14 protein-coding genes and 1 pseudogene are annotated in these 13,121 nt (G+C 65.8%); 11 read left to right on the plus strand and 4 right to left on the minus strand.

The window, feature by feature from the left end:
• Window positions 1-25 precede the first annotated feature (25 nt).
• From FK527_RS15400 to FK527_RS15410, 3 genes are all read left to right on the plus strand, one after another.
• Entirely contained in the window at window positions 26-1,135 is a 1,110-nt protein-coding gene (locus FK527_RS15400; protein WP_144735356.1) for a DUF6094 domain-containing protein, read from the plus strand.
• 101 nt (window positions 1,136-1,236) lie between these two features.
• Window positions 1,237-1,542: a hypothetical protein gene (locus FK527_RS15405; RefSeq protein ID WP_024889622.1), complete on the plus strand. Its 306-nt coding sequence runs from the start codon at window positions 1,237-1,239 to the stop codon at window positions 1,540-1,542.
• Window positions 1,543-1,641: 99 nt separating this feature from the next.
• Window positions 1,642-3,912, plus strand: coding sequence for a helicase-related protein (locus FK527_RS15410; RefSeq protein ID WP_186298450.1), 2,271 nt, complete (start codon window positions 1,642-1,644; stop codon window positions 3,910-3,912).
• Between the two features lie 93 nt (window positions 3,913-4,005).
• On the opposite strand, the gene panE is transcribed toward FK527_RS15410, so the two are convergent.
• On the minus strand, window positions 4,006-4,932 hold the full coding sequence (gene panE, locus FK527_RS15415; protein WP_144735360.1) for a 2-dehydropantoate 2-reductase: 927 nt from the start codon (window positions 4,930-4,932) through the stop codon (window positions 4,006-4,008).
• Window positions 4,933-5,043: 111 nt separating this feature from the next.
• Here panE and FK527_RS15420 point away from each other — a divergent pair, with 111 nt between their 5' ends.
• The 8 genes from FK527_RS15420 to FK527_RS15455 all read left to right on the plus strand — a co-directional run bounded on the left by FK527_RS15420 (window position 5,044) and on the right by FK527_RS15455 (window position 11,837).
• Complete coding sequence (locus FK527_RS15420; RefSeq protein ID WP_144735362.1) at window positions 5,044-5,640, plus strand: helix-turn-helix domain-containing protein; 597 nt, start codon at window positions 5,044-5,046, stop codon at window positions 5,638-5,640.
• 180 nt (window positions 5,641-5,820) lie between these two features.
• Complete coding sequence (pilL2, locus tag FK527_RS15425) at window positions 5,821-6,405, plus strand: PFGI-1 class ICE element type IV pilus protein PilL2 (protein WP_144735364.1); 585 nt, start codon at window positions 5,821-5,823, stop codon at window positions 6,403-6,405.
• A complete protein-coding gene (locus FK527_RS15430) occupies window positions 6,402-7,049 on the plus strand; it encodes a hypothetical protein (protein WP_095377285.1) in 648 nt (215 codons plus the stop codon). The genes pilL2 and FK527_RS15430 overlap by 4 nt, the downstream gene beginning before the upstream one ends.
• Window positions 7,050-7,063: 14 nt before the next feature.
• Window positions 7,064-7,810, plus strand: a complete 747-nt coding sequence (locus tag FK527_RS15435) for a TIGR03759 family integrating conjugative element protein (RefSeq protein ID WP_425460456.1) — start codon at window positions 7,064-7,066, stop codon at window positions 7,808-7,810.
• Window positions 7,795-8,373: a lysozyme family protein gene (locus FK527_RS15440; protein WP_027350516.1), complete on the plus strand. Its 579-nt coding sequence runs from the start codon at window positions 7,795-7,797 to the stop codon at window positions 8,371-8,373. Before FK527_RS15435 ends, FK527_RS15440 begins: the two co-directional genes overlap by 16 nt.
• Complete coding sequence (locus FK527_RS15445) at window positions 8,370-8,921, plus strand: integrating conjugative element protein (protein WP_144735366.1); 552 nt, start codon at window positions 8,370-8,372, stop codon at window positions 8,919-8,921. The genes FK527_RS15440 and FK527_RS15445 overlap by 4 nt, the downstream gene beginning before the upstream one ends.
• Before the next feature lie 10 nt (window positions 8,922-8,931).
• Window positions 8,932-11,091, plus strand: coding sequence for a type IV conjugative transfer system coupling protein TraD (gene traD, locus FK527_RS15450; RefSeq protein ID WP_144735368.1), 2,160 nt, complete (start codon window positions 8,932-8,934; stop codon window positions 11,089-11,091).
• Window positions 11,088-11,837 carry a TIGR03747 family integrating conjugative element membrane protein gene (locus FK527_RS15455; RefSeq protein WP_144735370.1) on the plus strand — a complete coding sequence of 250 codons (750 nt, stop codon included), beginning with the start codon at window positions 11,088-11,090 and terminating at the stop codon, window positions 11,835-11,837. Before traD ends, FK527_RS15455 begins: the two co-directional genes overlap by 4 nt.
• 57 nt (window positions 11,838-11,894) lie before the next feature.
• On the opposite strand, the gene FK527_RS15460 is transcribed toward FK527_RS15455, so the two are convergent.
• From FK527_RS15460 to FK527_RS15470, 3 genes and pseudogenes are all read right to left on the minus strand, one after another.
• Window positions 11,895-12,764 (minus strand): ImmA/IrrE family metallo-endopeptidase, encoded by an 870-nt coding sequence (locus tag FK527_RS15460; RefSeq protein WP_144735372.1) that lies wholly within the window; start codon window positions 12,762-12,764, stop codon window positions 11,895-11,897.
• A gap of 2 nt (window positions 12,765-12,766) precedes the next feature.
• Window positions 12,767-12,994, minus strand: a complete 228-nt coding sequence (locus FK527_RS15465) for a hypothetical protein (protein WP_246072838.1) — start codon at window positions 12,992-12,994, stop codon at window positions 12,767-12,769.
• Window positions 12,991-13,121: pseudogene (locus tag FK527_RS15470) on the minus strand (IS481 family transposase); the annotation flags it as partial. The pseudogene FK527_RS15470 and the gene FK527_RS15465, both read right to left, overlap by 4 nt.

Consider the following 13,121-nt stretch of genomic DNA (forward strand, 5'->3'; position numbering starts at 1 on the left):
CCTCATCCATCATCAGGAGAAATCCATGGCACTCATGTTTCCGCGCCTGGCGCGCAATTTCATTCGTAACGGCTACTTCCCCACCGACGAGCCGACGCTGGAGCGGGCCTTGTCCGCACTGGCGCCGTCTCCCGGCTCCATGTCCATCCTCGATCCCTGCGCCGGCGAAGGCGTGGCGATTGCCGAAGCCGCCCACGCCCTCGGGCGCGAGCAGGTCCAGGCCTTCGTCGTCGAGTACGACGCCGAGCGTGCGCGCCACGCACGGCAACTGGTCGATCGCTGCATCCACGGTGACCTGATGGACACGCTGATCTCGCGCCAGTCATTCGGGCTGCTGTGGCTGAACCCGCCGTATGGCGACCTGAGCAAGGACGTGAACGGCAACATCGGCTATCAAGGCCAGGGCCGTGCGCGGCTGGAAAAGCTGTTCTATCAGCGCGCGCTGCCGCTGCTGCAGTACGGTGGCGTGCTGATCTTCATCGTGCCGTCCTACGTGCTCGACCCCGAGCTGGTCGGATGGCTGACGCGCCACTTCGCCGACCTGCGCATCTACCGTGCGGTGGAAACGCAGTTCAAGCAGGTGGTGATCTTCGGTCGCAGGATTCGTCAACGCGACCAGGCGTCGGAGTCGGTCAAAGCCGTACGCGGTCTGCTGCTGCAGATCGGACAGGGCGACGCCGAAGCCGAGGAGCTGCCGCTCGAATGGCCGTTCCTGCCGTACACCGTCCCTGCCAGCCCGGCCGAGCCGGAGCACTTCTATCGCGTGACGATGGAGCCCGAGCAGTTCGCCGAGGAAGTCGGCCGGCTGCAAGGACTCTGGCCAGCGCTCGATACGCACCTGGGCGCCGCGCAGCAATCGCTGCGTCCGCCCGCGCGGGCCTTGTCGCACTGGCATCTCGCCCTGGCCCTGGCCGCGGGCGCGATTTCCGGCGTAGTGACGTCCAAGACCGGGCGCGTGCTGGTAGTCAAAGGTGACACCCACAAGGAGAAGACGCTCCAGACGGAATACACCGAACGCGACGACGGCTCCGTGGCCGAGACGCGCATCCTCACCGACAAGTTCGTGCCGGTCATTCGTGCATGGGACTTGACGCTGGGCTCACCCACGTGGGGCGAAGTGCTGACCGTCCGCTGATCGCTGTTCCCTGACGGTTCGCCGTCGCTTTCATCCACCCACCGGGGTCACGTTGCCCCGATGGGGTGCCGTGGCCCCTTCTTCCAGAAGGAGATACCACCATGGCACTCGCAGTCCTCAACCTCGCGTCACAAGCACGCTTTTCGCCCGGGCAGGTGGTCATGACCGCCGGCGTCGACGAGCTGGTTCGACAGGGTCGGCTCAACCCCACGCCGTACCTGCGCCGCCATCTTCATGGCGATTGGGGCGACCTGGACGACAGCGATCGGCGGCAGAACGATGCCGCGCTGAAGTCCGGTGAGGATCGACTGTTCTCGTCCTACCAGGTCACGCGCGACCTGAAGCTCTGGATCATCACCGAATGGGATCGCAGCGTCACCACGCTGCTGTTGCCCAGCGAATACTGATCCGCATCCAGCGGCCTCGCGCCGCTTCTTTCTTCCCACCCAGTGGCATGTCACCGCCCCGTGGGGGAGGTGCATGCCCCATCTCCTTGGAGCATCACCATGTCCCTCGATCTCGAAACCGTTCCCGAAACCGCTGTGCAGGGCGACCTGCTCGAAACGGCTGCTTCACCCCTCACGCTCAGCCTGCAGGACTTCGTCTCCGAGTTCGGCGACGAGCTGCTCGATTCGCTGAACCGCGCCAATCCTCCGGTCTACACCGGCCAGGTGCGGGTGCATCGGCAACTTATCCTCGCCGCGCTCAAGCGCAAGCTGTTCCCGGCGCAAGCCGATGTGGTCCACGCCGTCACCGAGCTGTTGGTCGATCGCGGCGAACGCGCCGCGATCGTCAATGGCGAGATGGGCTGCGGCAAGACGACGGTGGGTATTGCCACCGCCGCCGTGCTCAACGCCGAAGGCTACCGCCGCACCCTAGTGCTCTCGCCACCCCACCTGGTCTACAAGTGGCGGCGCGAGATTCAGGAGACGGTGACCGGTGCCAAGGTCTGGGTGCTCAATGGCCCGGACACGCTGGTCAAGCTGCTGAAACTGCGCGAGCAGTTGGGCGTGCCGGCCCAGGGCCAGGAGTTCTTCGTCCTGGGCCGCGTGCGGATGCGGATGGGGTTCCACTGGAAACCTGTCTTCGTTCGGCGGCGCACGCCTCACGGCGACATGGGGGCCTGCCCGGATTGCGGGCACGTCATCACCGACCTCGACGGCGAGCCGATCAACCCGGTCGAGCTGGAAGCCGAGGAGTCCCGCCGCAAGTGCAGCCACTGCCGTGCACCGCTGTGGTCGTTGATCCGTCCCAGAGGCCTGTCCGCCAGCGACCAGTCCTCGACCGTGCTCAAGGCACTGAAGCGTATTCCAACCATCGGGGAAGTCACCGCGCAGAAGCTGATGCAGAAGTTCGGTGACGCCTTCCTCGCGTCGATGCTCGGGGACAACATCCACGAGTTCATCAACCTGATGGATGGCAACGGCGAGCTGGTCTTCTCGGACCGGCAAGCCCACCGGATGGAACGTGCGATGGCCAACATGGAGTTCGGCTTCGGCGAGGGCGGCTACCAGCCGTCAGAGTTCATCAAGAGGCAGCTTCCCCAAGGCACGTTCGACCTGCTCATTGCCGACGAGGCACACGAGTACAAGAACGGAGGCTCCGCACAGGGCCAGGCCATGGGGGTGTTGGCGGCCAAGGCGCGCAAGACGCTGCTGCTCACCGGCACACTGATGGGCGGCTACGGCGACGACCTGTTCCACCTGCTGTTCCGAGCCCTGCCGGGGCGGATGATCGAAGACGGCTACCGGCCGACGAAGAGCGGCAGCATGACCTCGGCCGCGATGGCGTTCATGCGCGATCACGGCGTGCTCAAGGACATCTATTCCGAGAGCACGGGCACGGCGCACAAGACGGCCAAGGGCACCAAGGTATCGGTGCGCACGGTCAAGGCGCCGGGCTTCGGTCCGAAGGGCGTGCTGCGTTGCGTCCTGCCGTTCACGGTCTTCCTCAAGCTGAAGGACATCGGTGGCAACGTGCTGCCGCCCTACGACGAGGAGTTCCGCGAAGTCGCGATGGACACGGCGCAAGCCGCGGCCTACCGCGATCTGGCGGGTCGGCTGACCCAGGAGCTGAAGCAGGCCCTGGCGAAGCGCGACACGACGCTGCTCGGTGTGGTCCTCAACGTGCTGCTGGCTTGGCCGGACTGCTGCTTCCGGTCGGAAACGGTGGTGCATCCGCGCACGCGCAACACCTTGGCGTTCGTGCCGGCTCAGTTCAACGAGCTGGAGGTGATGCCCAAGGAACGCGAGCTGATCGAGATCTGCAAGCAGGAGAAGGCAGAAGGTCGCAAGACCCTGGTCTATTCGGTCTACACCGGCACGCGCGACACCACGTCGCGTTTGAAGGTGCTGCTGGAGCAGGAAGGCTTCAAGGTGGCGGTGCTGCGCGCGAGCGTGGATGCCTCCCGCCGCGAGGACTGGATCGCCGAGCAGCTCGACCGTGGCATCGACGTGCTCATCACCAATCCCGAGCTGGTGAAAACCGGCCTGGACCTGCTGGAGTTCCCGACCATCGTGTTCCTCCAGTCCGGCTACAACGTGTATTCGTTGCAGCAGGCCGCCCGGCGCTCCTGGCGCATCGGCCAGAAGCAGCCGGTGCGAGTGATCTACCTCGGCTACGCCAACTCCTCGCAGATGACCTGCCTGGGGTTGATGGCCCGGAAGATCATGGTGTCGCAGAGCACGTCGGGCGACGTGCCGGAGTCCGGGCTTGATGTCCTGAATCAGGACGGAGATTCGGTGGAAGTCGCGCTGGCACGACAGTTGGTGTGCTGAACCTCACTGCTTCACTTCAACGGCTCCTCCGGGGGCCGTTCTTTTTTGGCCATCCTGACTGTGACATCGATCCGGGAAGTGGAAGACAGGGCCTCATCCACCGCCATGGGCCATGCGGGTCGCCTCGTAGGCCTGCATGTGTGCAAGGCTCACCCTCAGCAGCGGCGCATCCAGTCGAGCTTCATGCGCGCGTCGCAGCATGTCCCCAATGATGTGCTCATGCTCGGTGGGGCCACCACGTTGCAGATCGCGCAGCATCGATGCGGTGCCGGTGGACCCGCGCTCGGACAACGTCGTGAACATGCGGGCATAGGCGTCCTGCGATGGGATGTACCCTGAGGCGGCGGCGGTAGCCACGCATTCGCCAAGCATCTGGCGCACCAGCGCTTCGCCATCTTGTGCCTGCACGATTGCGCCAACGGGCGCGCGCATTAGCGTGGTCATGCCGGCATAGGTCGTGAGGAATACGAACTTCTCCCACATCTCCTGCAGGATGTCCTGGCTCAACACAGGTGCGAAACCGCCGCGCTCCATCAATCCATGCAGCGCCTGCGCCGCGTCCTGCTGGGTGTGGGTGCGTGCGCCGACGGCGAGGCGCTGCAGCGTGTTGAGATGCTGGATTTCACCGGCCGGGCCGAGCGCAACACCGATGTGGCACAGGCCGCCCAGAACGCGCTCGGCGCCGAAGCGCGCATCCAGGTGATCCAGATGCCGCACCCCATTGAGCAGCGGAACGATGCATGTCGAGGGGCCGATGGCGGGCGCGATGGCAGCCATCGCGCCCTCAAGATCGTAGGCCTTGCAGGCCAGCAGCACGGCATCCACGGAAGGCGGTGCCTCGACGACTGTTTTCACGGGAAGGGTTAGGTCACCCAAAGGGCTCTTGATGACGAGCCCGGTCTCGGCGAGTTGTGCGGCGCGTCTCGGCCGAACCAGGAAACGCACGTCCACGCCGGCCGCGGCCAGACGCCCGCCGAAATAGCCCCCGATCCCACCAGCACCCAGCACCAGAAGACGCATGGCCATGCTCCTGTTTGAAGTTGAGAACTTCTACTATAGTAGAAATTTGTGGCGCGATCGATTTCAGCGCCATCGAGACTCCACGCATCCATCCTGACTTGATCGCGGCCCATGCCGAACTCCTCTGCTCCCCAGACCAGGCAGAAAGGTGAGCGCGCCGAAGCGCTCCCAGCCAATCTTCGACGTCTGCGCCTGGAGGCGCAGCTCACCCTCGATCGGCTCGGGGCGTTGTCGGGCGTGAGCCGCGCGATGATCTCCAAGATCGAACGTGGCGCCTCGGTTCCCACTGCCACGGTGCTGGGCAAGCTTGCCGCGGCACTGCAGGTCAGCCTGTCTCAACTCCTGGGGGGATTCCATGCGCGCCAGCCCAGGCTGCATGGCAGGGAGCGCCAGGCGGTCTATCACGACCCCGCTTCCGGCTTCGAACGCCGATCTCTTTCGCCGCTGTTCGAGGACGGCGCGGTCGATCTGGCCTTCAACGTGTTGCCACCGGGCAAGTCCGTCGAGTTTCCCCCCCACCATGCGGGCGTGGAGGAGTTTCTCGTCGTGCATGAGGGGGCGCTTGCCGTGGTCATCGACGGCAGGCGCTTCGACGTCGCTGCCGGAGATACGTTGTTCTTTCCTTCGGATTGCGTGCATGAGTTCCGCAATGAAGGCGGCGAGCCGGCTGTCTTCTATATCGTGATCAACGATCGGACGCGGCGGTAGGCGGCGAGATCGCCCCGGCACGACCATTCGCCGCGGCATGATCCCGACATGCGTCCTGGCGACCGCGCGGTTGCAGGCATTTGCTTTCGGCAAATCGGGAGCCGACGGATTCGCATTGTTTGCTGTGACAAAGGGCCTGCGCGGCGATGGTGATGGCTCGTTGTTTCAGGACACCGATCCATGCGCCCATCCTGCCAGCCCTTCCGTATTGCCGGACGCAGCCATCTGATCCGTTTGCCCGGCTTGCTCCTGGCCGCCATGGCCAGCGGCTGCGCGATGACGAACGCCGTGCCACCGACGCCCGCATCCAAAGTCACCGACATCGCGCCCGAAGCCGTGATGGAGTTCGTGCCGGTGACGCGGTATGGCCGCTACACCCTGGTTGAACTCGCGCCGACGGCGGCCCAGCACGACCTGTTGCTGCAAGTGGTGGATGTGGAGGTCCCCGGCACGCTGGGCGCCACCGTCGGGGATGCCCTCCGGCACCTCGTCCTGCGTTCCGGCTACCGGCTGTGCGATGAGCAGTCCGCCGATCTGCTGGCCTTGCCGCTGCCGGCGGCTCACTACCGGCTCGGCCCGGTCCTGCTGCGCGACGCGCTCTTGACCCTGGCCGGCCCCGCCTGGGATCTGCAGGTTGACGACGGCGATCGGAAGGTGTGCTTCATCCGCAGGCTCAGGGAGGCTCGTACGCCGCACGAGCCCAAGCCACCGGAAATCAACCGTTCGGCGGAGCCCCCTCCGCTGATCCGGGAGGTTTCGCCATGACCATCCGGGACTCGGCGACGGGCCAGCGCACGACGCTGCTGCGGGTCGCGGCCGCAACCTGGTTGTTGCTCGTCAGCGCGGTGGTGCTGGTGGATCACATGGCCTTGTCCGGGCTGGCGGAACAGACCCAGGCCTTCGCGCCCACCGCGCAGGTGTCCCTGCTCGAATCCCGACTGGACGGCCTCTCGCATCGGATCGAACAACGCCATACTCAGCCCGCCGCCTTGCCGCAGGCGCGCTACGAGCAGGACACCGCGGCGTTGGACCAGCGGCTGGCGGCGATCGAGCTGGCGCAGGCCCAATACGCCGCCACCGATGCGCTGCACGCATTGGAAACCCGCGTCACGCGACTGGAAGCCCGCCCGGTCTCGCGCCAGCCCAAGCTGCCCGCACCACGGCCATCCCAACCTGTGGCGGCCCAACCCAAGCCTGTTGAGCCTTCATTCCGCCTGATCGGAGTGGAACTGCGTGCGGGAGAACACTTCGTGTCGGTGATGCCTGCCGATGGCACCGGGCTGGCCGATGTCCGCCTGCTGCGCGTCGGAGAGTCGGAGGGTGGCTGGCGACTGGACGGGATCGAGCGCGATGGCGCCGTCTTCCGGCGGGGAGACGAGATCCGCAGGCTGCCCATCCCGCCCCGATAAGGAGGCCCACACCGATGGTCCCGCGCCACTTGACCCCGCCATTGCTGGTTGCATTGCTGGCCGCCTCCGCCGTGCAGGCGGCGCTCGCGCAGCCCACCGGCGCAACCACCGCGGCCAGGACGGCGCCGAGCCGTGAAGCGCCTGCGGCCATCGCTCGCAGCGACGAACAGCGGGCGCAGGACTGGGGGCTGCGCGCGGACGAATGGACGCGCTATCGCGAGTTGATGCAGGGGCCGCTGGGCGTCTACTCGCCCAGTCTCGACCCGCTCACGGCCCTCGGCATCGAAGCACGTTCCGACGAGGAGCGCCGCCACTACGCGGAATTGCAGGTTCGGGCCGAAGCCCGGCGGGTCGAGAAGACGCTGGCCTACCAGCGTGCCTACAACGCCGCCTGGCAACGGATCGCGCCGGGCATGGCGAGGGTCAACCTACCCGGTGCCAAGCCGACCGGCGCGGGCACCGCCATCGCATCAGGCACCGACCGAACCGCCATCTTCGTGAAGGACGGCTGTACCGCCTGCGACCAGGCCGTGCAGCGGCTGCAGGCGTCGGGCGTCGAGTTCGATGTCTATGTCGTCGGCAGTCGCGCCGACGACGCGCGCATCCGTGAATGGGCACGCCGGGCCCGTATCGACCCGGCGAAGGTGCGCGCCCGGCACATCACCCTCAACCACGACGGTGGCCGCTGGCTGTCCCTCGGCCTGCAGGGCGAACTGCCCGCCGTCGTGCGCCAGGTCGGCGGCCAATGGCAGCGACAGTAGGCCTCGCGCGTCTCGCGCTCCTGCTGCTGGCTTGCTGGGCACTCGGCCAGGCGAAGGCCGGGGAGGTTCCGCCGCCGGCCTACCAGTTCGCGGCACAGCGTGCGGGCATTCCGGCGGCGGTGTTGTACGCGGTGGCCTTGCAGGAGAGTGGCACCCGGTACCACGGCCGCCTGGTGCCCTGGCCCTGGACGCTCAACGTGGCCGGGGCATCGCATCGGTTCGCCACCCGTACCGAGGCCTGCGCCGGTTTGCACCTGGCATTGCGCGACGTGCCGCGCACCCGCATCGACGCCGGCCTGGGCCAGATCAACTTGGGCTACCAGCGTCACCGCTACGACCACCCCTGCGAACTGCTCGATCCCTATCGGAACCTGGCGCTGGCCGCGCAGATCCTGCGCGAGCAGCACGCGCCTGGCCAGGACTGGCTGATCACGATCGGCCGCTACCACCGTCCCGCTGGTGGCGCACCCGCTGCGCGCTACCGCCAGAGTGTTGGCCGCCACCTGGCCCGCGTACTGGGCGAGCCAGCGCGGGGCTCGGATAACCGGAGAACCCTGCCATGAAGCCTCGAATCTTCCGTCCGGCTGTGCCGTGGCTGATCGGCTTGCTGCCGCTCGTGTCCGTGCCAGCCGCTTTCGCACAATCGCCGCCCTTGATCGTCGTCGAGGATCGCGGCAGGGCCTCCGCGCTGCCTTATTACCAGGCCCTCGACCTGCAACCGCGCACCGGAAACCGGCCATCACCCAGGATCGAGATGCCACGCCTGCCCGAAGGGCCTTCTGGCGAGGCGGCCATGCTGCCGGTGCGCTCGGCCCATTTGGTCCCTGGCGATGTGGCTCCCCGGGCGATCCAGGCGCCGGGGCTCACGCCGATGTTCCTGGTTGGTGATGACCAGCGCTCCCATGCCTGGCTGCGCCAGCGTGCCCCGGCGCTGCGCGAGCTCGGGGCCGTGGGGTTGGTGGTCCAGGTCGAGTCACCGCAGGCACTGGCGTCACTGCGTGCCCTGGCGCCCGGGCTGATGCTGGCACCGGCGTCCGGGGACGAACTGGCCGGGCGCCTGGGGCTGCGCCACTACCCGGTGCTGGTGACCGCCACCGGCATCGAACAGTGAGAACTGCCCGATGGCCCAGCCGCACGCCGTCGAAGTCCTGCTGCGGCCAGCGGTGGAGCTATACACCGTTGCCGTATGCGCAGGCGCCGCGGTGGTGTGCGTGGTGGCACCGTGGTCGCTCGCGCTGAATCCGGTACTCGGCCTCGGCAGCGCGCTGGCCTTCCTGGCCTTCGGCGCGATTCGCCTGCGCGACGCCTGGGCCATCCTGCGGTACCGCCGCCACATCCGTCGTCTGCCACGCTACGTGATGACGAGCCGTGACGTGCCAGTGAGCCAGTACCGTCTGTTCGTTGGGCGTGGCTTCCGCTGGGAGCAACGACACACCCATCGGCTGACGCAGACCTACAAGCCCGAGTTCCGGCGCTACGCCGAACCGACGACGTTCTACCGCCTGGCGCGCCGCCTGGAGGAGCGGCTGGAGTTCGCGCCGCCGCCGCTGCCTAGGCTGGCGCGGGCACTGGCCTGGGACAACCCGCTCAACCCGGTCCGGCCTTTGCCGCCAGTGGGTGGCATGCCGCGCCTGCATGGCATCGAGCCGCACGAGACCGACGTCACCCTGCCGCTGGGCGAGCGTGTGGGCCACACCCTGGTGCTCGGTACCACGCGCGTGGGCAAGACGCGCCTGGCCGAACTGTTCATCACCCAGGACATCCGCCGCAAGGTCCATGGCGAGCACGAGGTGGTGATCGTCTTCGATCCCAAGGGCGATGCCGATCTGCTTAAGCGCATGTATGTCGAGGCCAGGCGAGCCGGACGCGAGGGCGAAATGTACGTGTTCCACCTGGGCTGGCCCGACATCTCGGCACGCTACAACGCCGTGGGCCGGTTCGGGCGCATCTCGGAGGTCGCCACGCGCGTTGCGGGGCAGCTTTCCGGCGAGGGCAACAGCGCCGCGTTCCGAGAGTTCGCCTGGCGCTTCGTCAACATCATCGCGCGTGCCCTGGTGGAACTGGGGCAGCGGCCAGACTACCTGCTGATCCAGCGCCACGTCGTCAACATCGACGCGCTGTTCATCGAGTACGCCCAGCACTTCTTCGCCCGAACCGAGCCCAAGGCCTGGGAGGTGATCGTCCAGCTCGAAGGACGCCTCAACGACAAGACCATCCCGCGCCACATGGTCGGGCGAGAGAAGCGGGTGGTGGCACTGGAGCAGTACCTGTCGCAGACGCGAACCTACGACGCGGTGCTCGACGGCCTGCGCTCCGCGGTGCGCTACGACCGCACCTACTTCGACAAGATCGTCGCTTCGCTGTTGCCGCTGCTGGAGAAGCTCACCACCGGCAAGATCGCGCAACTGCTCGCGCCGAACTATTCCGACCTGTCCGACCCGCGCCCGATCTTCGACTGGATGCAGATCATCAGGAAGCGGGCCGTGGTCTATGTGGGACTGGATGCGCTGTCCGACGCCGAAGTGGCGGCGGCCGTCGGCAACAGCATGTTCAGCGACCTGGTGTCGGTGGCAGGGCACATCTACAAGCACGGCATCGACGACGGCTTGCCGGGGGCATCGGCCGATGCCAAGGTCGCCATCAACGTTCATGCGGACGAGTTCAACGAACTGATGGGCGATGAGTTCATCCCGCTCATCAACAAGGGTGGCGGTGCGGGCATGCAGGTCACGGCCTATACGCAGACGCTCTCGGACATCGAGGCGCGCATCGGCAATCGCGCCAAGGCCGGCCAGGTCATCGGCAACTTCAACAACCTGTTCATGCTGCGGGTGCGCGAGACCGCCACCGCCGAACTGCTGACACGACAACTGCCGAAGGTGGAGGTCTACACCACCACGCTGGTCAGCGGCGCCACCGACAGTTCCGACATCCACGGCCCGACCGACTTCACCAGCAACGCGCAGGACCGCATCAGCACGTCGAGCGTGCCGCTCATCGAGCCCGCGCACGTGGTCGGCCTGCCCAAGGGGCAGTGCTTCGCCCTCATCGAAGGCGGTAACCTGTGGAAGGTCCGCATGCCGTTGCCTGCGCCCGATCCGGACGAAGCCATGCCCCGGGACCTGCAGCAGCTGGCCGGCTACATGCGCCAGCACTATGCCGAGGCGGGCGAATGGTGGGAGGGCAACGGGCTGCCCCGGTTGCTCGACGACGACGCGCTGCCAGCGGATCTGGCCGAGGAAGTGCAAGAAGGCACGCCGGATGAAGAGGCGCCATCGTGAAAGAGCCCGCCGCGACCGCCGAGCGACAGCAGGCACGCCAACGCGGCCTGGTCGCCAGCGTGGTCACGCTGCCATGGCGCCTGTTCGGCGTGCTGGTCGCCTCGCTGCTGCTGTCCATCGTCATCGAATGTGTCGGCATGCACCTGTTCTGGCCCGACCAGGGCTGGCGCCACGCGCAGGGCATGCTCGACTACGAACTGAATCAGTTCTCCACCCATTTCACCCGGAGCGCCGTCGTGCAGGAGCCGGGACGCACCGCGCGCTGGCTGGTGGAGGGCACCTACGAGTGGGTTTTCGTGAAGACGGGCTTGTTGGACTGGATGCGCGACGCCTCGGCGCAGGCTAGCGCCGGCAGCCATCGCCCGACCAAGGCTTTCCGCTATTACATTGGCCTGGTCTACGTGAACGTGGAGAGCTACCTGATCGCGGCGGCTTATACGACGCTGATCTTCCTCGTGCGGCTGCTGGTGCTGTGCCTGACCCTGCCGCTGTTCCTGATGACCGCGTTCGTCGGGCTGGTGGATGGTCTGGTGCGCCGGGACATCCGCCGCTTCGGCGCGGGGCGCGAGTCCGGGTTCGTTTATCACCGCGCCAGGGCCAGCCTGATCCCGCTGGCGGTACTCCCGTGGGTGACCTACCTGGCGCTACCGGTCAGCATGAACCCGCTGCTGATCCTGCTGCCCAGCGCCGCACTGCTCGGCGTGGCGGTGTGCATTGCGGCGGCGACATTCAAGAAGTACCTGTAAGAACGCGCGAATGGCGCATAAGAGTAACCTCCTTGCGGTCGTGGCCGTGATGGCTTTTCAGCGGCGCCTGCTTCGCCCCGGCCATGGCAGCTCTCCCGTCAATTCAGCCAAGCCTCCATCGTCTTCGACACGTGTGCCGAAGCGGTTTACCTCAACCTCCGGCAAATCGTCGCCGTCGAACCATAGCAAGGAGATGGTGGTATCGGTGCGCTGGTAATGTCTTGAAAGTTCCCATAGATCAAGGCCCTTCTCCCAGTTGTCGAACCAGACATCCTGTGAAACTTCCCCCGTCTCAGTAGCGCTATTCCCTGAAGAGCGGATTCGGTGAGCTACGGAGCCTGCTGGAATGACCGACCTGGGAGGTATCCAGGCCCCAGCTTGCCGCAAGGCCGTTGAGCGTGCGGCATATCGCACCGCACCGCGCTCCATGGTGACGAATGCGCACGGCATGTCACTAAGACTGGCAAACCTTGACGCCGCTGCAGGGAATGATGTGCCGAACAAGTCGGCCATGTGTTGGATGAGATCCAGGGAGGGCTCTTCCTTGGGAACAGCGGAGAGCCATTGCTGATAGGGCATCAGCAGTTCAGCGGCAAACGTGTCGCAGGCGATCTCGTTCGGATGTCGCTTTGCATAGGACCATGACGGCACCTCGTCGTGACTTGATTCCAAGTCGAGCACGATATGAGCTATTTCGTGGCAGACAGTGAAGCGCTGGCGCTCTTCGGTTTCCAGCGAATTCACCGTGATGATGTGCTTCCCGTTCGGCTTGGTAACGGTATAGCCGGACTCCCCATCGCCAAGCTCATCCTTCTTGACCTTGGCGTTAGCCGCGTTCACATACGGGGACAGGTCTTCTCGGATGTTCGAAACATCGACTCTCGCGACAAACGCGCGCGCTCTCTGCCTGACATCCGCCTCGTCCATGTTCAGTCGTCCTCGTCGTCGTCAAAGGCCTTCTTGATTCGGGCGATGAGCGTCGCGGGATCAGGCCTTGCATTTCCCCGATGCCTGACTCCAGCCGCGGCTGAAAAAACATCGATGCTGATCGAGGGATCTTGTAGCACGAATTCAACAAGGCTTGGATCAGCATCTGCGTGGTCAACCAGCCACATCACGAGTGCGGCATCTCTTTCCCCCGGCTTGAGAACCTTCAATAGCTGTCCAGTCCCGGACGATCATAAGGCCGCCGATGGAACAAATGAGGGTATGAATCGTACCACCCACTCATAGCCTGCATAGGCGTCTTGCTCTGCAGGGCTGATTGGGGCAAGTGGTGGTTGT

This window comes from Extensimonas perlucida (genome assembly GCF_007655255.1).
Lineage (GTDB): Bacteria > Pseudomonadota > Gammaproteobacteria > Burkholderiales > Burkholderiaceae_C > Extensimonas > Extensimonas perlucida.